A 21,419-nucleotide genomic window follows, 5' to 3' on the forward strand; every position below is an offset into this window, starting at 1 on the left:
CGGATTATTTTCCTTCTGCTGAAATATGGGTCAGACGGGCCTGCAGCGCACGAAAGGCGATACCGCGCTCATCCCCGAGAACAAAGGCGTTGACCCCGCGAGCCTGCCAGCGGGCGGCGTCGCCGGGCTGACGAGGAATGGTGCAGTAGGCAACGCCTGCGGCCTGAGCGGCCTGCCAGGTGTCGGACAAAGCTTGTTGCACCTCGGGCTGATCGATCTGCCACGGCATGCCCAGTGATTGCGACAGATCGGCGGCACCTTCGAGAATCATGTCCAGCCCCGCGACAGCGGCAATATCGGCCGCGCGACGCACGCCTTCGGCGCTTTCGATCATCGCCACGACCATGATTTGCCGGTTGGCGGCTTCGACGTACTGCGCCAGGCTGTGTTTGCCGAATGAACCGGGACGCCCGGCATTGAGGCTGCGGCGGCCCAGCGGGTGGTATTTGCAAGCCGCAATCGCGGCTGCCAGTTGCTCGGGGCACTCGATCATCGGCAGCACGATGCCCTGAGCGCCGCCATCAAGCAGGCGCAGCAGGGTTTTCGGGTTGAGATCGGCAACCCGCACCAGCGGCGTCAAGTCATAGCTTTCTGCCACGCGGATCATGTTTTCCACGGTTTCCGGGTTGATCAGCACGTGTTCCATGTCGATGATCACGAAATCGAACCCGGCCTCGGCGATCAGCTCGATGGCTGCCGGGGCCGGGATCGAACTGATCAGCCCGTACACCGGCTGCCCGCCGTCGAGTTTGCCCTTGAGTGTGTTGGTCCTCAGCATCATTGCGGCCTGTAGGCATGCAGCGGGTTGGGCACCGAACGGAAACGCCGCTCGCCGTCGCCAAGCAGCCGGCGCTTGGTCAGCTCTTCCACTTCATAGGTCGGTGCAAACACGTCGAACAACCCGAAACGGTCACGGTGCTGCGGATGCGCCTGCTGATAGCCGAGGATCACGTCTGCGGTCATCTGCCAGAACAGCGCCTCGTCCAGTTGATAGCGCTGACGCAGGAAAATCGCCATTTCCGCCAGACAGATGAAGAAGAAGCAGTCGCAGGAGAAATCACGTACTGCGTTCACGTCATCGGTGATGATGAACGAGTTGCGGTTGAGTTTCGCGTGGCTGTCAGGCAGCGGAACCAGCTCCGGGCACAGTTCCGGACGCCCCAGGTGCGCGGGCGAGTAACGCACGCCATCGTGGAAGTCCTTGAGGGCGATGCGCTGCGGCCAGCCCTGTTTGACGATCAGCACAATGTTCTGGCCGTGAGACTCCATGCCGATGCCTTCGGCGTAGAGCATGTGGATGATGGGTGGCACGGTGACCTGCAACAGTTGACGGGTCCAGTCCTCAAGACCGTACTGGCGGATCCAGGCGTCTATGAACGGTGCCTGTTCGCCGTCGCCATAGCGGTTTTCCACGTGGCTCAGGCCGTTGAACGGTACGGCTTGCTCATCGTCCCTGAGGTACTGATGCAGGCTTTCGCGCCAGATCGCGCCCAGCGTGCCGTAAGTCTGTGCCGAGCGTGATTCGGGCAAGTGGCGGTAGTCGTAACTGACCCCGGCGATTTCGCCGAGAATCACGAAGTCCAGTTTCCGGGCGGTGCTGTCGGTGGCGATGAGGTTGTGCAGCCAATCGGTGATGATCGGACCGTTGAGCACCGTATGCCGCGCCAGAATCCGCGTGCTGGAGGTGTTGGTCATGCTCATCGCCAGCTTCACGTAAGGTCGCTTGGGCTGGCTGGCGTTGGCCAGCGTGCGAATCGATTGCTGGGCCTTGTAGACGTCGGCTGAGGTGCCCAGATAAACCAGCTCGCCACTGGCCAGTTCCGGGTAAAAAGTCGACACCGTCACGTTGTCCCACTGCCACGGGTGTACCGGCATCAACTGATAGTCATCGATTGATCGGCTTCGTGCCGCCAGGTCACTGGCAAACGCCTGCCAGCGCTGTTCGCCGAGTTCTTCACGAATGAACGCCTGCCAATCCATGCTGCGGGAATGGCCGACTGAAGCGCTCGGCCTGGCAACCGCCAGCCAGACCACCGCGAACGGCGTGGCGAACTCAGGCCCGTAGTGGCGGTTATCGGCCAGGGAAAAACCGATTCGCGATTTGTAGCACGGGTGGTAACTGTGGGCGTCCATGAAATGCTGTTCCAGCGCATCCACGTCCAGCTCGTGGGCCGGCATGGCAGGCTGATAACCCTGATTGCGCGCTTGCAGGTCCTTGAGCTGGGTCTGCTCGATTTCCTGAATGAAGCGTGCCAGGTGCGGGCTGTCCTTGAACGGCGCAAGCAGTTCGCTCAAGGCCAGGTGCAGGTCTGGCGTCGAGCGCTGACCCGCGCTGTCAACGCGTTCAATGCTGGCGTGATCCAAGCGGATCAGCTCGAAACTGGTGCTGAGCAGACCGTTGCAGCGGTACTCCACGCCATCACCGAGCGGCACGCTGAAACGATGTTGATGCTCACCCAATGGCTCGCAACGGTAAGGCAGCGCCGCTTCGTACAGCAGGGTTTGCAGCAACTGTCCGATCACCCGGCGCTGTACTTTTTCGTAACGCGCGGTGTCGATATCGGCCAGCCACGCGCCGGTGGCCGTTGTCGGTGATGCAGTGTGGCGTTGCAGCGGTAAAGGAGTAGCCATGTTCATACCTCGAAGGAAAAATTATCGGGGTTCGACCGCGTCGGGCTGAGCCTCGGCGCGCTCGTCATTGAGGGGGAAACGCCAGGCGCAGGGCAGCGCCAGCAGAATCAGCAGGCCGGTAACCATGAACACCTCGCTGATGGCCGACGGCGTGGCGAGCGTCCCGGCGGTATTCAGGCGAAACTCCAGCCACAGCGAGGCGATGACAATCGCCAGCGACGCGACAAGACGGCGGGAAATGTTGTTCATCGCGGCGCCCTGAGTGACCATCGGTTCGGGCAGGGCATTAAGCCCCGCCGTTGTCACGGGCATATAGGACAGCCCCAGGCCCGCGCCGCGAAGCATCATCAGCACAAACACCACGCCAATCGACGCATTCGCATTGAGCATGCCCAGCGCCAGCGTCGAGAGACCGGTCAGCAGCAAGCCGATGGCGACCACGGTGCGCGGACCGTGGCGGTCCAGCGCCTTGCCGCCCCACTGCCCGAACAGGCTGGCGAACGCAGCGGTACACAGCAGCGCCAGCCCGGTCCAGATGGGGTTGTAACCGAGCACGGTCTGAACCAGCAGCGGCAGCAGCACCAGGCACTCGAACATGCCCACCGACTGAACCACGGCGATGATCACGCTCAGCCGGTAGCCGCGCAGGTTGAACAGGCGCAGATTGAGCAACGGTGCTTCACGACGCAGTTCCACGCGCACAAAGGCGATCAGGCAAGCCACGGCGACCAGCACCATGCCCTGATTGAACGGGTCGAACAGCGCTTCGGCGTGGTGCATGCGGCTGATGGCGATCATCAGCAGGCCGATACCTGATGCGATCAACAGGTAGCCGACCAGGTCGAACGGTTTGCGCTCGACTGGCTCCGAATCCGGCAGCACGCCGATGCCCAGCAGCAAGGCCAGCAAGCCGATGGGCACATTCATCAGGAACAGCGAGCGCCAGCTGAACCACTCCAGCAACAGGCTGCCGCACAGCGGCCCCAGCGCCGGAGCAAGCATTACCGCTGCGCTCCATAGCCCGGTCACCCTGCCCCGTTCGTGCTTTTCGTACACCGAAAAGATGATCGCCAGCGACAACGGAATCATCAGCCCGCTGGCCACGCCCTGCACAACACGCGCCGTGATGACCAACGCGATGGAGCTGGCCAGAGCGCCCAGCAACGAGCCACCGACGAACAGCGCCACGCCCCACAGGTACAAGCGTTTACGCCCGATTCGCTGACTGAGAAAACTGGTCAGCGGCATGGTCATGCCCATGCTGGTCATGAAGCCTGCGACGATCCAGGTGGCCAGCAACGGGCCGATCCGGAACGCCTCCATGAACGTGGGCAGCGCCGGGTTGAGCGAGCTGTTGCTCAGGCTGACCGTGAGCGTACCGAGCAACACGTTGATCACTACCCAACTGCGTGGGACGCTCACGCTCATTTTCTAACCCGTTCGCCATTACGCACGAAGTGCTGGGGCGGTCTGGGGTGGCACAGAAAATCGGCGTGCGAGATGTTGTAGCCATAGGCACCCGCCATCGGCAAGACCAGCAGGTCGCCGATATTCACGCCTTTCAAGGGCTGGCGGCGGCTCAGTACATCCTTGGGTGTACACAACTGCCCGACAACGGTGTACGCCTGTTCTACCGATGCCGACGTTTCAGGTACGGCTGGCAAGTGGATGACCGGATGATCGTGGCTTTGCGCAACCGGCAGGCGGAACTGGTGGGTACCGCCCCGACAGACCAGAAAGTGCTCGCCGTGGCTGGTTTTGCTGTCCAGTACCTCGATGACGTAATAACCGCAGTAGGCGCTGATGAAGCGTCCTGGCTCAAAGCGCAGGATCGGCGCATCAGGCTGCTCGCCCAAGCGCTTTTCCAGATAACGGCACAGGCGCTGCCAGTCAAATTGCTGACTGTTCAGGTAATCGACGCCAATACCACCGCCAACGTTGAAATGGGTCAGTTGCTCGGGATGGCGAGCCAGCGCTTTCCATTCCTGCCAGCGTTGCAGGTAAAAATCCAGTAACTGCTCATGGCGCTCCACCGACATCTGGTGCGACATGGCATGTACATGGAAACCCTTGAGCGTCAGATGGCTGGCATCATCGACCTTGCGCACGGCGTCGGCCAGGTCCGCCTCGTCGATGCCGAACGGGGTGGCTGTTCCGGCCATCGCCAGTTTGCTCGACTGCTGCGCCGGCAGTTGCGGGTTGATACGAATAAACACCGGCTGCACGCGCCCGGTCTCTTCGGCCAGGTGCTGCAAACGCTGGATTTCGTTGAGGCTTTCCACGTGGACGGCTTCGACCTTGTTCAGCAGCGCTGAGCGCAGGTCCGAATCGAGTTTGCCCGGGCCGGAAAACACGTAGGGTTTGCGCGTCGGGCAGGCCATGACCCGCTCGATCTCACCGCCTGACGATATTTCGAAACCGCTGACCAAGGGTGCCAGGGTGTCCAGCATCAGGGCTTCGCTGTTGGCCTTGATCGCGTAATACAACTCCACGCCAGCCGGCAGCGCCGCCATGACCTCACTGACGTGCTGTTGCAGAGCGTCCAGGTCATAGATGAACGCGGCCAGCGGGTCGCTTTCGAGCGCGCGAGCCTCATGGATGGCCCCCAGTACGGTTTCCGGCACCTTATGCATAACGAGCCTCCTTGCTCCAGGGTGAGGCAAGGCGCACGTAATTGGCCTCACGGTCGGCTTTGGCGGCCAGGCGAACCTTGAGATTGGTCTTGCAGGCAATCGACTGACCGGCGATCAGTGCGTCAAGCTCCGGCGCAGGCAGCACCAGTTCGTCGCGGATGCGCTGCAATTGCTGCTCGACTTTTTGCCACATCAACGGCGCCAGATGCGGTCGCTCCCAGCTCAAGGCCAGCACGGCCTCGGACAGGTTGTTGATCAGCAGGCAATACGTGATGCGGTTCCAGCCTTGTTCGCGGGTATAAAGCAGCGACTGACGAATGCGCGGATGCAAGCCGACCTGAATCGCCTTGATGCCCAGCTCTTCGGTCAGCTTGACGCCTTCGAAGTCGCGCAACAACAATTGTTGCGGCTGGCCGTTATCGTGGATCAGCACCGCGTTCTGCAAATGCGGCTCCATCACCACACCATGATTGAAGAACAGCGCCATGACCGGGCGCAGCAGCAAGGCCTGGTAGGCGTCGAACCAGCTCAGCAGATGCTCGTCTTCAAGCTCGCCACCGCTGAACGTCTGGAGGAAGTCATGCACCAGCGGGCGTGAACGCAAATCGCGCGCGAACAATGTGCCTGCCATCACGCTGCAGTCAGCGCCGGAGCGACGGCAGAAGTTCTCTCGCAGGATCGCCCCGGTCTGCTCGCGAAACCAGTGGCCGTCTGTCTCGCTGGCCCCTTTTGGCGCCCAGCTCATCGAGCCGGGCTCGGCGACCGTGGACAGTCCGCCAAGTGTTTGCGGGGAGCCTTGCTGCAGACGCTGGAACAAATCGTCGATGATCAGAGTGCTTTCCAGTTCGTACCAGGCGTTCTTCCTGACACAGTTGGTGATGCGCACGTTCAACGAACCCTTGATGAAGTAATCGTGGTCTTCGATGTACCAGGTGCGCATCGACGCGGTCGGGCTGGCCAGCAGGCCGCTGGCGCCAAGGTCCGATATCTCCCCCAGTTCGAGCAGGCGCTGCACGCGGCGGTCCTGCATGAACAGTTGAGCCTGTACCGGGTGCATGCAGATCAATGCATGTCCGGGTCTGGCCCGTGACTGATCGGCGAAGCCGGACATGACCTGCGCCTCGCTCAGGCCATTGGCGGTGACTCGCAAGCCGTCCATCGGTACTTCGAACAGGTGCAGCGCAGTCTGCGCCTGGAATTCCGGCGCGTAGGTTTCTTGCGCCAGATGGGCAGGCCACAACCGCGCCTTGGGCGCCGGGTGATTGGGATGGCCGAACCACAGGCCCTGCTCACTGGCCAGATAACCGCTCAGCGGTGCCGGGTGCTGGCCTGTCATGTTGTGCGCCACGATGGCAGCGGTCAGGTGCTGGCTTTGCAGCACCTGATCCATCAACTCGTCGTTACTGGCCCGGGTCATGTGTTCACACGCGGTCAGCAATTGCTGCACGAACTCGGGAAACGCCAGGCTGCGCCAGGTGCTGTTGCCGTTGCGCGCATAGACATCGGAAAGGTAGCGGTGACTGCCCAGACGGTCGCGGCGGTCCACCAGCACGAAGAATTGCTGTTGATTGGGCAGGCTGATGGTCAATGGAATGCCTTTCCATTGCCCCCCGTCTACAAAACTGCCCGGGGCAATTCCCTGCATGCCTTCGGGCCACGTGTAATGCAGGCAGTTCTCCGGCAATGCGAACTCTTTGATCAGGCAGTTGAGTAACGCGCGAGTGGTTGCCAGCTCGCTCACCATTGTTGATAAAACGGTGCGATCGGTATTAGTCATGTCTGCTCCACAGTCGCATTACGCTGACTGTTTAAGTGACGTCGAAACACGTGATGATGTACGCGTGCAGCACAAGGGTCTGACGGTCGGCACGGGCATAGAAACTGGCAGTAGCCCGTTATAATCTGATGCAGTTATCCGTTCAGTCAGACAGTGCCTGCCGCCCTGTTTAATTTAGTGGCGCAGTTGATGAAGTGCAGCCTTGAGTGCCTCTTCGAATCGGCGGATCACCAACTGGCATTGATCTTCGGTAATGATCAGCGGCGGTAATAACCGGATCACGTTGCCATTACGCCCGCCGCGTTCAAGTAGCAGTCCCTGTTTGAAACAGTGCTGCTGAATGGAGACCGCCAGTGCAGGGTCCATCGGGTAACTGCCGAGCCGGTCTGCCGGTTTACGCTCATCGACAATCTCGATGCCCAGCATCAGCCCGCGTCCGCGCACCTGGCCCATGGCCGGATAACGCTGCTGCAAAAGGCCCAGCTGTTCCTTGAGCCACTGACCACGCTTTGCAGCCTGGGCGGCGAGGTTCTGGCGTTGCAGCACTTCCAGGGTTGCAAGCCCGGTGGCCATCGCCATCTGGTTGCCACGGAAGGTGCCCGCGTGATTGCCCGGCGACCAGGCGTCGAACTCGCGCTTGATGCCGAGCACCGCTAGTGGCAGACCGCCACCGACCGCCTTGGACATGACGATGATGTCTGGCTCGATCCCGGCGTGCTGGAAGGCAAACATCTTGCCGGTGCGGCCAAAACCGGCCTGCACTTCATCCAGAATCAGCAGGATGCCGTGCTTGCGAGTGACCTCGCGGACCTGCCGTAACCACGCGTCTGGCGCAGGGTTGACACCTCCCTCGCCCTGTACGGCTTCCAGAATCACTGCGGCAGGAAGCGACACGCCGCTTTCGACGTCTTCGATGAACTGGGTGAAGTAGTAACTCAGCGCCTCGGTGCCAGCCTCGCCACCGATGCCCAACGGGCAGCGGTATTCGTGGGGATAAGGCAGGAACTGCACGCCCGGCATCAGGCTGGCAATGGCGTTTTTCGGTCCGGTATTGCCGGTCAGCGCCAGAGCGCCGTGGGTCATGCCGTGGTAGGCACCGGAAAAGCTGATGACGTTGTTGCGACCGGTGGCGGTCTTGGCCAGCTTGATGGCGGCTTCGACCGCATCGGCACCCGACGGCCCGCAGAACTGCAGGCAGTAGTCGCGCCCCTGCCCCGGCAACAGTTCCAGCAAAGCCTCGCTGAATGCGTCTTTGACGACCGTTGTCAGGTCGAGCGTATGCATTGGCATACCGGATGTCAGGAAGCTGTCGAGGCTGGCCATGATTGCTTCATGGTTATGCCCCAATGCCAGCGTTCCGGCACCGGCCAGACAGTCCAGGTACGTAGTGCCTTCAACATCGGTGACCCACACGCCCTGCGCCTTGGCAATGGCCAGCGGCAACTTGCGCGGGTAACTTCTTACATTGGATTCAAACTTGCTTTGCCTGTCCAGATAATTGGCATTGGTTTTATGCGACGTAGTAGAGTGCAATAAGCCATCATTCAACATCTGTTAACCCTCGCTAAATTCTGGATGCAAATTATTATCATTTCCGCAAAAGTGCAACCCGTTGTTTCAAAAAAAAGATGAAATTTAAATGAACGTAATAAAGCGAATGTATAAAACAATCAGGCACGCCGTGACACCGAGATAACATCGGTGCTTTTTACAGGCCACTCATTAAAAGGGCTGCTTGTTATTCATTATCACGCTACTCAAAGACGTTATTGGAATAACGAATACACCCGCCGTACCGGAGTAATGACCATGAACTTACACGCCTTGATTGTTTCTCATCAGGTCAGGCCCTTCCCTGGGCCGTTTGTTTGAATCAGAACCCGATGGTCGCCGAGAGCAGGTAGGTTCTCGGCGTTGAAAGGGTCAGGCCTGGCTCGCTGTCATCCGAGGCACCGGCCGAACTCCAGTAGTACTTGTTCATCACGTTCTCGACATTGGCCCGCAGCGTGATGTCCTTCTGATCGACCTTGAAGGCATAACGCGCGCCCACATCGAAACGCTCGGAAGAATCAATGCTTTTGCTGTTGGCCTGATCCAGGTACTGCGAACTGGTGTAGATGCCCCGTCCGGTCAGGGTCAGGCCCTGAACGCTCGGCACATCCCACTCGGCGCCCAGATTGACGTTGTACTCGGGGGTGGCCGGTGCCCGGTTGCCATCAAACGTGCCGTTGACGGTGTTGGTCAGCTCGCTGTCGATGTACATCACCCCACCCAGCAGGCGGAAGCCTTTGAGCGGTTCGCCAAACATGGTCAGCTCGACACCATCGTTGCGGCGCTTGCCATTCGGGCCAAAGACCCGCGACGCAGCATTGGTCTCGTAGGCTGGCTGCTTGATACGGAAGACGCTGGCGGTGAAGGCGTACGACCCCAGGTCATATTTGGCCCCGACTTCAACCTGGCGGCTGACGAACGGCGGGAATATCTGGTCCTCGTTCACCGAGGTCGACGGTGCGATCTTGCCCTGGCTCAAACCTTCCATGTAGTTGGCGTACACCGACAGATCGTCGGTCACCTTGTACAGAATGCCGCCCGACGGTGAAACCTTTTCCTCATCGTATGACGTATCGCCCTTCACGCCATTGGTCCAGTCGTCGACCTTGACCCGCTGCCAGCGGGCACCGAGGGTCAGCAGCAGACGGTCATCGAAAAAGCCCAGAGTGTCGGTCAGGGCTAAGCCGCTGAAGCGGTTTTCGGTGTAGACCTTATCGTCGATGCGCGTCGGGTTGCCGGGTGTGGGGGTGTCGATCGGGTTGTACAGATTGCTGGGCGACGCCGCATAGCGGGCGCCGCCGTTCTCGAAGTCCATGTAGAAATAGCTGGCCGCCAGATTGACTTCGTGGCTGACCGACCCGGTATTGAACCAGCTACGAACCCCGGCGTTGGCCGTGCGGACGTTTTCGTCGCGGGTGAAATCGCGTGGCTGGACGCTGAAATCGCCCGCATCATTGGTCACTGATACTGCGTGACGAAGAAAATCATGGTTACTTTTGCGCGCGCCGACACCGCCATACAGCATGACCGAGTCGCTGACATCGTATTCGGCGTTCACGGCGCCAAACGTGTCCTTGGTGCGGGCCTTGCTCCAGGACTGCGCGTAGTTGTCACGTACATCGTTGGCGTTGGGCACCTTCGCGTTGGCGCCGACCTGCACGCGCTCCTGCGGGGCGTCGGTGTCGCGCTCGGTGTGCCCGATGTCTGTCGACAAGCGCAGACGCTCGCCGCGGAAGTCCAGGCCCAGCACGGCCATGTCGCGATCAACGCTCTGGTGGTCCCATTCCGTGTCGCCGGACTGCTTCACGCCGTTGAAGCGAATCCCAAACTTGTCGTCTTCGCCAAATCGGCGACCCACGTCCACTGCGGCACCCACCTGCCCTTTGGAGGCGTAGCTGGTGGTGATTTCGGTGATGGGCTTGTCCGTGGCACGCTTGGGGACCACATTAATGCCGCCACCGACGCTGCCGCGCGGGGATATGCCGTTGATCATCTGGCTCGGCCCCTTGAGGATGTCCACCCGTTCGGCCATTTCCATGTCGATCGTGTAAGTCGGCAAGATGCCGTACAAGCCGTTATAGGACACGTCACTGTTGAACAGGCTGAAGCCGCGAATGGTGAACTGCTCATAACGTCCGCCTGCCGGGTTGGTGGAGCGCACCGACGGATCGCTGGCAATCAGGTCGCCCAGCGTGCGCGCCTGCTGGTTCTTGACCGCGTCCTTGGTGTAAGTGGTCATGCTGAACGGGGTTTCCATGAAATCCCGAGAACCCAGCATCCCTTGCGAACCTTTGCGGGCCACCTGGCCGCCAGCGTATTCCTGACCGTCCGTAGCGCTGCTGGCCCCGACAATCGACGTGGGCGCAAGCTGCAAACCGGCGCCCTCGGGTGCAGGGATCAAGGTGTAGGCCTGTTCGCCCACCGCCACCAGTTGCAGGCCGGAACCCTGCAGCAGACGCGCGAAACCTTCCTCGACCGCGAAATCTCCGGACAGACCGCTGCTGTTGCGGCCGTTCACCAGCACGGGATCTACCGACAGGTTGACCCCGGCCTGCCCGGCGAAACGGGTCAGCGCAGCACTCAGGCTACCGGCAGGAACTTCATAGGCACGCTTGCCCGACGTTTCGGCCCAACTGGTCGAGATGAACAGTGGGCTGGAACTCAATGTCAGCAAAAGGCTGAAATGCAACAGCGGACGCAAACGGTAGGGAGAAACTGCGGGCATAGAAGGAAGCTCTCATATTTTGTTCACTTACCTGACATGACAGGCGAGACAAAAAAAAGGGACAGGCTTCACGCATTATTTTTCAGGGAAGTGCTTGTTCGAGGGACCAGCGTGATCCAGTAACGGGTGCGCATCTGCACCTCGACCGGCAGGCTGGCGGCCAGCAATGACAGTACACGGTCGGTATTGTCTACCCGGAAACTGCCGGTCACCCGCAAGGTTTCAAGCGCCGGTTCCCAGCGCAGCAAGCCCGGACGGTAGCGGCCAAGCTCGCGCAGGAAGTCGCCCAGTGGCTGGTTTTGAGCGGTCAGTACGCCCTCGCGCCAGCCTGGCAGCATGGCATCGAAAGCGCTGACAGGTCCTGCGCCACTCCGCTGCAGGCTCATCTGTTGCAAGGCGCGCAAGGTCAGTGCAGGCCCCTGGACGGGATGAATCTGTACCGCACCGCTGACCACTGACACCCGGCAGTCATTCTCGTTGAGACGGACGCAGACTTCGCTCTGACTGACGACGACACGGCCATAAGGCCCTTCGACAGTCAACGCCGCCCTGCCCGGCACGTTGAGTGACATCTCCCCACGTACCAACGTAATACGCCGAGTGGTCAGATCAACGTTCACAGCGCTATCGGTGTTCAACTGCAAGCTGCTGCCGTCGGCCAGCGAAACCCGCTTGTGCTCACCCACGGAGGTTTGCAGATCGGCACGCCAGACATCCAGCGGCACCTGTCGCCCCAGCAACCAGGCAGCCGGAACCAGCGTCACGGCACCCAGCGCTCTTTTCAGTGCCGCTCGCCGCGCCTTGTCAGGTCGATCAAGCGTGGCCATGGCCAGATGGCTCGGCAGGCCCAAAAAGCGTTGTCGCAACTGCTGCGCCCTTTGCCAGGCGCGCTCGTTGCTGGCGGAACTGTCGCGCCAGTGTTGCAGCATCGCGTGATCTTCTTCACTGGCACCGCCGGACTCCAGCAAGGCCAGCCATTGCGCTGCCCGGCGTACGACCTCGCGCTCTTCGTTCGACGGTGCCGAGCGAATCACCAGTCCACCAGCAGGCAGTGCTCGTAGGCTTGTGCCATGTAACGTTTGACGGTGCGTTCGGACACCTGCAAGCGCTCGGCGATCTCGCGATAACCCAGGCCTTCAAGCTGGCTCCAGAGAAACGCGCGGCGCACCACGGCCGACAGACCATCCAGCAACTCGTCCAGCGCTTGCAGGGTTTCGAGCAACAGCCAGCGCTGCTCGGGAGACGGCACACTCTGTTCAGGCAACTGCGCCAGCGCCTCCAGATACGCCTGTTCGAGGCTGCGGCGCGTGTAGAAATTGCTGAGCAGACGCTTGCCCACGGTCAGCAGATACGCTCGCGGCTCTTGCATGTCGGCGATCTGTTGAGAGCTGGACAACACCCGCAGAAACGTATCCTGACTCAGGTCCGCAGCATCCCAGGCATTGCCCATGCGCTTGCGCAGCCAGTTTTCGAGCCAGCCGTGGTGGTCGCGGTACAGGGCATGCAGGGTCTGCGGAGGTAGGGTCGCTGTGTCAATCATGACAAGAGCCTTGAGCGGTGGGTGCGCCAAATGAGACTGATTCTAATTAGTGTTATATCCCGAGTCCATGCTCTTTTTTTCGAAACGCCCGTTTTCGTTGCGCAAAACAGGCGTCATTGAACCGCAACGCATTGATTTGCGGTGCGTGCGGAGGAACTGCCGAGTCAAAAAAATGAGTACAACACGCTCACTTTTGTGCCTGCGACGTTTCGCTCATGACACACAAGCACGTGACAGTGTCGGGACTCAGGTCAGGGCAAGTTGCTGCTGGTGGACCTGTAAATCGGCCATCGGGCTGCGACCGGCCAACATCCATGCATGTCGACCGTCGCGCCAGTGGACCACGTTCAGGCCGTGCCGCACTTCTTGAGCCGGAGGGCGGGCCTGTTGGGACGATTTTACAAAACACAGCGCCAGCGGTTGCTGCCGATCGTCCAGGTAAACCAGTTGGGCAATCAGGTCATGGTCATAACGCAGCACCTGCGCACGTCGCAGGGTCGCCCCCTGAATCGCGACGCCCTGAGGCGTCAGGGCAATGCCCAGCTGCTCACCAACCCGCGCCAATTGTGCGGCCTGACCAGACGCGCCCTGTTCCAGGCCGTCCAGTGTCTGCGCGGTATAGAGCGCCATGTACTGAGCCACCGAGCCTCGCCAACTGCCGTCGTCCACCCGGCGCGACGCTTGCCAGCCGTGCCAGACACGATCCCCCAGCACGCCGGCGACCAGACAGGCTGCGGCCCCTGCCAGCAAACGTCGGCGTGACCATTGCGGGCTTGCCGGCCCGAGCGCCGCAGGCGGCGGCAATGCGCCAAGCATGGTCTGCAGGTGCGCGGTGGGAGCTGCGTCCAGCAACGGCGCAAACCCCTCGGGCAAACCCGCGCAGCCCTGCTCGAGAAAAGCCAGCCGCTCGGCGATGACCGGTTCGCGCTCGCGCAACGCTTCGATGCGCGCGGCATCAGTGGCACTCAATTCGCCGTCGATAAACGCCACCAGCGTGACGTCGGACGGTATTTCGAAGGGTGAATGCGGGCTCATCGTTGACCACCTGACTGCCGGGTCTCTGGATTCATGGTTTGCGCCAGACGGATTCGAGCGGCGGCCAGACGGCTCATCACCGTGCCCATGGGGATTTGCTGAATGTCCGAGATTTCGCGATAGCTGAGGCCTTCTACGTAGGCGAGAAAAACGCTTTCGCGCAGTGCTTCTGGCAAATCCTGTACTCGGCGCATGACCTGGCTGGCGAGAATCTGGCTTTCGAGTGCCTGACTTTCATCGGTAGACGCAAGGTCGTCGCTGTTGACAAACCCTTGGCCCCTGCGCACCTGCTGTGAACGGACTTCATTGAGCCAGATGGAATGCAGAATCGAAAACAGCCAGCGATCCAGTCGGGTGCCCGGTTGATAATGCCCCGCCCGTTCCAGCGCTCTCACGCAGGTGGCCTGCACCAGATCGTCAGCAACATGCCGTTGCCGCGACAACACCCAGGCATAGCGCCAAAGCCTGGCCAGGCAGGGGCTCAGACCCTGCCGTACAGTGTCGAGGCTATAAGGCTCAGGAGGTTCGGTCGGCACGAAGGTAAATCCTCAGAGGCACGTCATGCCGGGCAGCCCTCTGGCTGGCAAATCTGCGGCGGCATGCTGTGTCACAGCCATTCTTCTTTACAGTTTTTCAGAATGCCTGATGGCACCTGACAAATCGCGGTATTCCTCACACCCGCGCCCGCACAACCCTTCGATCGCTTGCAGTTGCTGCTGCGCCAGATCCAGCCGGCCCTGAATCACATACGCTTCGCCCAGGTACTCACGCACTAGCGAGTAACGCGGATCCAGATCGACCGCACGCAGATAATAACCGATCCCTTCTTCAGTACGCCCCAGCTTGCGCGTGGCATAACCTCGATAGTTGAGGGCCTCGGCGGTGTCGGGGTTTTTCAGCAGATCGAGAACGGTGAGCGCTTCATCGTAGCGTTTTGCCTTGGCCAGCGCATAGGCGTAATGCGCAAGGTCTGGATCGCTCAACTGACTCTGCTGGGACACGCAACTTTTGGCTTTCGAATCCCATGCCTGACCTTTGGGACAAGTGGGCGTTTTCGTCGTGCTGTCGCCCATTGCCAATGCCTGCCCGCAGACCGCGAGGCTCACACAGCAGACCAGCCAACAGGTGCTTGCGGTTTTTGAGATAGAACGTTTCATGGCTATTTCTCCAGGCTCGGGAAGCGTGACGTGGGTACAACTAACGGTTTTCAGGAAGCATACGAAGCAAAACACCGTCCTTGAGCCACCAGTGGTGCGCCAGCACCACACAGGCGTGCAACCCGGAAAGAATGATCAGCGCCCAGGCGACATTTTCATGCAGGCCACCGAGCGTGTGTTTCCAGTCAGGGTTTGGTGCCATGAGGGCAGGCACTGCAAACAGCCCGAAAAAGTCGAAAGACTCGCCCTGTGCCCAGCGAAACATGAAGCCCAACACGATCTGGGCCAACAGCAGCCCGTACAGCAAGCCGTGCCCGGCTTTGGCCACGAAGCCAGCCATGCCTTGGTGACTGGCCAGACGGCGGCCACGGGTCAGACGCCAGAGCAAGCGACCGACGATGGCGACGCTGAGCAAGATGCCCAAAGAGATATGCAGGCCCTGAAGGCTGTGCCGAAGCGGTGTGCCTTTGGCCAGAAAGGACCACGTTTGCGCCGTGGCGAACAATGTGACGACCAGTACCGCAGTCGCCCAGTGAAAAAACAGGGTCGTGAGGTCATAGCGCGGGACATTGCTGGCAGCAGGTTCGATGGCGTTCATCAGGTGTTTCTCTCGACAGGACGGTGTAGGAACTGTCAGTGAACACCCGAGCCTCAGGCTTTATTCGCGCTGCCTGAAAATAATGATGCGGCACAACCAACGATTGGCGAGCTTTTAGGGCTTGGATTGCCTTCAGCCTGTCTGACTCCGGCGCATCAAGCCCTGCTTACAGCGCCGACTTTCCTGCCCGCCGAACACTTGCGCAATATCCCCACCAACAGCAGCGCTATCACCGAGAACCAGGTACTGACCAGCAGAACCGGCTGCGCGTTTTCGCCTGCGATCCATTGCGACGCCAGCAAAGGGCCAAACGCGCAGCCCAGCAATTGCATGCCCGGGATAAGCCCGGCGATCCTGCCCGAGGGATCAATTTGCAGTGCAATGCGCACCTGAAAAGGCGTCAGCATCAGGTAGACCAGCGCAAAGAAGCTGCACAGCCCAAGGAATACCGTTATGCCCTGATCAGCCGCCACGTACATGCCCAGTGCAATACTGGCCAGCAGCAGCGCGGCCACCGCCAGCATCGAATAGTCGGGCACCCTGCGCACCAGCAAGATCCCCAGGCATCCGCCCACGACCTGCATGAACAGCATGGCCGATACCAGCAACTGCGCCGCTTGGGAAGTGAGGCCGGCGTGGGTACCCAAGGGTTCCAGATAGGCCCACAGCGCGCCGATGGCCGAGAGTTGCAGGAATACCAGAATCAGCAGCCCTGCGTGCTTGAAGTTCCATCTGAAACCGGATACGTCGGGCTGCTTGTCAGGTTGGCACGCCAGTCGTATGGGCAACCAGGCGACGCACACCACCGAAACGGCCGTCAGCACGCCCAGAAACACAAAACCGGCATAGACGCTCTGGCCAGGCAATATCCAGAAAGCAAGTACCGCCGCTATCAGTGCCTGCGCCAGTGTCTGGACCACCATGAACACGCCTGCCACCCGGTCCGGAGCCGGCCCTTGTACGATCAGGCTGACGGCCCCCCATAACAGCAACCCTTCGGCCAGCCCTGCCACCGCACGTGCGGCGGTCAACGGACCATCGCCGGTGACATTGGCGGTCACCAGGTCCATTCCGGCAGCGAAAAAAAGGGCGATGACCGTGAGCAGGCGCAGGTTCAGCCTTGACCGCAGCAAGTCGCCCAGCACCACGCCCAGCCCCAGCGCGACGATTTCCCCCATGGCGACCAGCCCGACGCCCTCCAGTGACACGTGGTTCTGCGCGAGCAACTCACCCAGCAATAGCGGTTGCAGCCCCACCATCAGCACAGCGACTGAGCCCAGAGCCAACGCGGCACTCAGTTGCCTGCGCGTTACAGCGGACGACGTTTGCATGGCATGCGCCTCTTCGGAGTTTCAATAACCGCGGGTTTCCGGCGGAATCTTGCCATCGGCAAAATGCTGCGCCGCGCGCTTTTCGTCTTTCATCAGCCTTCCGTTGGCCACCAGCACCACCCACCAAGGCAGAAGCGTGAGCTGCGTGCCGCACGCTTTGGCCAGGGTGAAGGCCTTGGCGCACTTTTCAAACAGTTCGGCATTGAGTGCCATACGAGCGCCCGTGGTACCCATGACCACCGGCGTGCCCCCGATCAACGCGCCGTTCCCGCCTCGCTTCAATGTGTTCGCCAAGGGTTGATCCTGTCGGGCAGGCTCGCCCATATGGCCGATGTGACGCGCTTGCTCATCAAATAGAATCGGCATGACACCGCCAAAATCCACCAGACTTTTTGCGAACGTCCCGCCGCCGATCAGAATCGCGCCGACATCCGCCCGGGTTCGGTAAATAGCCGCGTGGGTATGGCTGGCGGGTACTGCGCAAGCGGACCAGTCGATGACCTGTGGCGCCAGGTCATCGAGTGTTCCCAGCCACATGCCCTGCTCGCCCGGCAACCGCAGGGACATGCTGCTGTGCGAATCCACCTGGCCCATCAGGCGCTCACGCAGGTCAAACCATTGCTGTCGAAGTGACTCTCGCATGATGCTCACCTCACACCAGCTGAAAGACAGTGTCGAAACGCTCGAGCGCGTCATCAATGACGTCGTCGGTGTCCGCCAGGCTGGTGTATATACGGCTGCCCGCCAGGGTGATCAGGCCATGCGCGGTGTAAGCGGCCCCCATCTCCTCCATCATGTGCTTGCGGGTCTTGGCCTCGTTACGCGCCTTTAACAACTTGAGCGGGTTGCTGGTGTCGAGCAGCAGCACACCGGATGTCTGCAAATGCACGATGGAGCCCATGTTGTATGCCACGTAGGGCAAACCGCGCCGCTGGATGATCTCTTCGAGCCCGGCCCGCATACGGTCGCCTGCCCGTCCCGCCAGTGCCGGCGCATCAAGACGGCGCGCCTCGAGCAAGGCGTAGTAACCCGCCACACAGGACAGCGGGTTGGCCGACAGCGTCCCGCCGACGAACGCCCGTCGGGACGATGTGCCAATACCACCCGCCAGCAGTTGCATCACGTCACGGCGCCCGCCAATGGCACCGGCCATCGGGTATCCGCCGGTCAGGCATTTACCCAGTACGGTGATGTCCGGCAAGACATTGAAATACGCCTGGGCGCCGCCCAGACCGGCCCTAAACCCGGTGACCACTTCATCGAAAATCAGCAGCGTGTCGAACTCGTTGCACAGCGCACGCAATTGACGGTTGAAGTCAGCATGCACCGGTCGTGTCCCGCTTTCCGGTCCAAAGGGTTCGACCATCACCGCGGCAGTGCCACCCCGCAGCCGATTGATTTGCAGCCTGCGGCGCAAGGCGTCCAGGTTGTTGGGCGGACTTTCCTGAGTGTTTGCCGTGGCGCCTCGCGGAATACCCACAGCCTCCATCCGCCCCGTACCCGGCAGGCGCATGCCGTAAACCAGTTGGTCGCTCCAGCCGTGATAGGCCCCGCCGATCTTGATCACCCACTTTTTGCGGGTATACGCCCGCGCCAGGCGCACAGCCGCCATCACGGCCTCGGTGCCCGAACCCAGCAAGCGGACCATGTCGACGCCCGGCATCATCTCGCAGACCAGTTCGGCCAGCTTGACCTCGTATTCGTGCAGCAGACCGGTGACCGGACCGCACTCGTCCAGTATCCGGTTGACCTGCTCGCGAATGGCCGGATGATTCGAACCTAGCAAGGTCGGGCCGCCCGCCTGTAGAAAGTCGGTGTAACGATTGCCATCGATGTCCGTCAGGTGCGCACCTTTGGCCTGAGAGAAGGCCAGCGGAAACGGATAGTTGAAGGCCAGGTTGTGCTGCACGCCTCCCGGTATGACTTTTTTTGCGGCCTCGGACAGGCGCTTTGAGCCTTGGCAACGTTCATCGAAATAACCCATGACCTTATTCATCGCGTCCCGCTTGATCGGGCGAATGGGCTGCTTCACCAGCGCATCGAAACGACGATAGAGCGAATCGACATCAGGCCATTGCGATACCGCTGAAGCCGGGGCCTTGGGAATGCTGGCAGGATCAAGAGGTTTGTTCATGATTGAGTCTCTGAGAAAGTCTGAGGGCTGATGGCATGCGCACTGGCCAGGGCGCTGACCAGACGGGCGATGGCGGCACGTGACTCGGGCTCTCCCCCGGCATTGACCTTGATCCGGTTGAGCAGATGGTCACGGCAAAATGTTTCCAGGTCTTCCAGACGTGCCAGGGTGGTTTCGATGTCCGGGCCGCAGCACAGCACGCCGTGATTGCGCATCAGATAAGCGTTGTGGTCAGCGCGGACCGCCTTGCTCAGTTTGCCGGCCAGCCAGCTGGAGCCGGACGGTGCATAACCGACCAGCGGAATGCGTTTTCCCAGCGACTTCCACAGCTGCGGGTATGGCACGTCCAGCGCTTCGCCAAACAGTGTGCAGGCGCTGCCCAGTGGTTGATGGGTATGGATGCTGCAATTGACATCCGGTCGGCTGCGCAGGACTTTCGCGTGTAACGAGCTTTCCACCGAGGGTGAACGCTCTCCCGACAACTGTTTCAGGTCCTTGAGCCGCAGCACACAGACGTCCTCCGGTCGCATGCTGAAATAGTCCGTGGCCGACGGCGTGACAGCGATGTGCAGCGCATCTACACGCAACGCGAGGTTGCCGCCGGTTGCGGCGAAGAAGCCGCGGCGAGACAGATGCCGCGACAGTGCGACGATCTGCTGTTGAACAGAACTCATAATGCCGTCTCCTGCGATGGGTTCAGCCTGCGATAGAGCGGTGCCAGGCGCTTGCGCACTTCTTTGAACGTGGCGAAGCGGTCGTCATACAGGCTGCGGGTTGACGTGGAAGGCTCGTAAAGCCGATGGGGTCGTTGCAGCGAGGGCAAATCGTGGAACTGGAGTTTTTCCAGCGCCACGGCAGCGATGAAAGCGGCTCCGCGGGCATTGGTCTGGATGGGGTTGTGCGGCTGCTGGATCACTCGCCCGCAGACATCGGCCATGATCTGGCACCACACGTCCGATTGCGCGCCGCCGCCGGTGGCCACGATGACGCCCCCGGGCTGGCCGATGAACCGCGAGAACGGCTCCAGCATCCAGCGCGTGTTGTGTGCCACGCCCTCCATGAAGGCACGGATGATGTCTTCCCTGGAATGTTCGAGCTTCAGGTTGAACAACCCGGCACGCAGACTCGGGTCGCCGGTGGGCGAACGTTCGCCGCACAGCCAGGGCGTGTAGATCAGCCCTCGCGAGCCGGGCGGCACCCGGGCTGCGATCCGGTCAAGAAGCGCATACACATCCGGCTGTTGCTCGTCGCTCAGCAGCTCATCCGGGTGATAAAGCACCTTGTCCCGCAAAAACGACAGGTTGGCCCCCGCCGCAGACTGCATGGCCATCGCCAGGTAGCGCCCTCTGACCGCGCTGGGAACCGCCGCGATGTGATGACGGACGCTGGATTTCTTGAACGGCACATGCGCACCGACCCATGACGAAGTGCCCAGATAAAGGTGCGGCGCAAAGTCACTCACGGTGGCGCCTACCGCCACGGCCGAGGTGTCCACGGCCCCGGCCACCACTGGCGTCGAGCGTGGCAGCCCCAGTGCATCGGCCAGTTCGGGCTGCAACGTGCCGATAATGTCTGTAGACCACACCAGTTCCGGCAATTTGCCGGCGTCGATGCCAAGCGCCTTGATCAGCCCTGTGTCGTAACGAATGCGATGAGGGTCGCGGTTATCGGTGATCCAGGCGGTCAGCATCGAGTCGCTGGTGGCGCAATAACGACCCGACAACCGCAGGTTCATGTAATCGAGCACATTGAGGAACTTGTAGGTCTTTTCATACCTGGCAGGGTCATGATCAAGGATGTAGGCCATGTGCCCGGCCGAATCCATGCCGGACAGTGACGCCACCCCGCCCGTCAGGCGCAACGAGCGCCAGAGTTTCAGCGGGCCGTAGCCACCCAGATTGCACCAGCCACCGCCCATGCGTTGCTTGATGGAGTCGGCGCCGCGCTTGTCCAGCCATAACAAGGCACGGCCAAGCGCAGCGCCATTGCGGTCGACACACACCGTGCCTTCGCTTTGGGTGGAACAACACACGGCCACTACCTGGCGACGCCTGAGCGAATCGGCCCCCAGCAACTCGCTGGCACCGCGCAAAAAAGCATTCCACCAGTCTTCCGGGTCCTGTTCGGCACTCAAACCGCTGACGTGAAGCGGTACGCCGTGGAACGCCCAGGCCCGGATGTCGCCTTCCATGGAAACCAGTGCGCACTTGCAGCCGGACGTTCCCAGGTCGATGGCCAGGACGAGTTGCTCCAGGCCGGTGGCCGCCTCAGGCGTCCGGGAAATGAAAAGCGATGTCATAAAGGTCT

The 21,419-nt window shown here is 60.9% G+C and carries 18 protein-coding genes; all 18 read right to left on the reverse strand.

Annotated elements, in window-relative coordinates; all coding sequences use genetic code 11:
- Positions 1 to 4 precede the first annotated feature (4 nt).
- The 18 genes from BW686_RS03960 to BW686_RS04045 all read right to left on the reverse strand — a co-directional run bounded on the left by BW686_RS03960 (position 5) and on the right by BW686_RS04045 (position 21,411).
- Positions 5 to 778 carry an HpcH/HpaI aldolase family protein gene (locus BW686_RS03960; RefSeq protein ID WP_179149168.1) on the reverse strand — a complete coding sequence of 258 codons (774 nt, stop codon included), beginning with the start codon at positions 776 to 778 and terminating at the stop codon, positions 5 to 7.
- On the reverse strand, positions 778 to 2,631 hold the full coding sequence (locus BW686_RS03965) for an IucA/IucC family protein (protein WP_084914421.1): 1,854 nt from the start codon (positions 2,629 to 2,631) through the stop codon (positions 778 to 780). Before BW686_RS03965 ends, BW686_RS03960 begins: the two co-directional genes overlap by 1 nt.
- Positions 2,632 to 2,652: 21 nt before the next feature.
- Positions 2,653 to 4,059 carry a DHA2 family efflux MFS transporter permease subunit gene (locus tag BW686_RS03970; RefSeq protein ID WP_084914424.1) on the reverse strand — a complete coding sequence of 469 codons (1,407 nt, stop codon included), beginning with the start codon at positions 4,057 to 4,059 and terminating at the stop codon, positions 2,653 to 2,655.
- Positions 4,056 to 5,264 (reverse strand): type III PLP-dependent enzyme, encoded by a 1,209-nt coding sequence (locus tag BW686_RS03975; RefSeq protein ID WP_084914427.1) that lies wholly within the window; start codon positions 5,262 to 5,264, stop codon positions 4,056 to 4,058. Before BW686_RS03975 ends, BW686_RS03970 begins: the two co-directional genes overlap by 4 nt.
- A complete protein-coding gene (locus tag BW686_RS03980) occupies positions 5,257 to 7,041 on the reverse strand; it encodes an IucA/IucC family protein (RefSeq protein WP_084914430.1) in 1,785 nt (594 codons plus the stop codon). Before BW686_RS03980 ends, BW686_RS03975 begins: the two co-directional genes overlap by 8 nt.
- A 174-nt stretch (positions 7,042 to 7,215) precedes the next feature.
- Positions 7,216 to 8,592, reverse strand: coding sequence for a diaminobutyrate--2-oxoglutarate transaminase (locus BW686_RS03985; RefSeq protein ID WP_084914432.1), 1,377 nt, complete (start codon positions 8,590 to 8,592; stop codon positions 7,216 to 7,218).
- A 322-nt stretch (positions 8,593 to 8,914) separates the two neighbouring features.
- Entirely contained in the window at positions 8,915 to 11,317 is a 2,403-nt protein-coding gene (locus BW686_RS03990) for a TonB-dependent receptor (protein WP_084914435.1), read from the reverse strand.
- Positions 11,318 to 11,385: 68 nt separating this feature from the next.
- Positions 11,386 to 12,351, reverse strand: a complete 966-nt coding sequence (locus tag BW686_RS03995; protein ID WP_084914438.1) for a FecR domain-containing protein — start codon at positions 12,349 to 12,351, stop codon at positions 11,386 to 11,388.
- Positions 12,348 to 12,857, reverse strand: a complete 510-nt coding sequence (locus BW686_RS04000; protein WP_084914441.1) for a sigma-70 family RNA polymerase sigma factor — start codon at positions 12,855 to 12,857, stop codon at positions 12,348 to 12,350. Before BW686_RS04000 ends, BW686_RS03995 begins: the two co-directional genes overlap by 4 nt.
- Positions 12,858 to 13,103: 246 nt before the next feature.
- Positions 13,104 to 13,892 (reverse strand): hypothetical protein, encoded by a 789-nt coding sequence (locus BW686_RS04005; RefSeq protein ID WP_084914443.1) that lies wholly within the window; start codon positions 13,890 to 13,892, stop codon positions 13,104 to 13,106.
- Positions 13,889 to 14,428 carry an RNA polymerase sigma factor gene (locus BW686_RS04010; RefSeq protein ID WP_084914446.1) on the reverse strand — a complete coding sequence of 180 codons (540 nt, stop codon included), beginning with the start codon at positions 14,426 to 14,428 and terminating at the stop codon, positions 13,889 to 13,891. The genes BW686_RS04005 and BW686_RS04010 overlap by 4 nt, the downstream gene beginning before the upstream one ends.
- 87 nt (positions 14,429 to 14,515) lie before the next feature.
- Positions 14,516 to 15,049 (reverse strand): tetratricopeptide repeat protein, encoded by a 534-nt coding sequence (locus BW686_RS04015; protein WP_084914449.1) that lies wholly within the window; start codon positions 15,047 to 15,049, stop codon positions 14,516 to 14,518.
- Positions 15,050 to 15,089: 40 nt separating this feature from the next.
- Entirely contained in the window at positions 15,090 to 15,647 is a 558-nt protein-coding gene (locus BW686_RS04020; RefSeq protein WP_084914452.1) for a cytochrome b, read from the reverse strand.
- Positions 15,648 to 15,802: 155 nt separating this feature from the next.
- Positions 15,803 to 16,978 (reverse strand): MFS transporter, encoded by a 1,176-nt coding sequence (locus BW686_RS04025; RefSeq protein WP_084914454.1) that lies wholly within the window; start codon positions 16,976 to 16,978, stop codon positions 15,803 to 15,805.
- A 21-nt stretch (positions 16,979 to 16,999) separates the two neighbouring features.
- The gene (locus BW686_RS04030) at positions 17,000 to 17,620 is read right to left on the reverse strand and encodes a hypothetical protein (protein ID WP_084915050.1); all 621 of its coding nucleotides are present in this window, start codon (positions 17,618 to 17,620) and stop codon (positions 17,000 to 17,002) included.
- 10 nt (positions 17,621 to 17,630) lie between these two features.
- Entirely contained in the window at positions 17,631 to 19,112 is a 1,482-nt protein-coding gene (locus BW686_RS04035) for an aspartate aminotransferase family protein (protein WP_084914457.1), read from the reverse strand.
- Entirely contained in the window at positions 19,109 to 19,786 is a 678-nt protein-coding gene (locus tag BW686_RS04040) for a class II aldolase/adducin family protein (protein WP_084914460.1), read from the reverse strand. The genes BW686_RS04035 and BW686_RS04040 overlap by 4 nt, the downstream gene beginning before the upstream one ends.
- Positions 19,783 to 21,411: a xylulokinase gene (locus BW686_RS04045; protein WP_084914462.1), complete on the reverse strand. Its 1,629-nt coding sequence runs from the start codon at positions 21,409 to 21,411 to the stop codon at positions 19,783 to 19,785. The genes BW686_RS04040 and BW686_RS04045 overlap by 4 nt, the downstream gene beginning before the upstream one ends.
- Between the last annotated feature and the right edge of the window lie 8 nt (positions 21,412 to 21,419).

This window comes from Pseudomonas syringae (genome assembly GCF_002157375.1).
Lineage (GTDB): Bacteria > Pseudomonadota > Gammaproteobacteria > Pseudomonadales > Pseudomonadaceae > Aquipseudomonas > Aquipseudomonas syringae_T.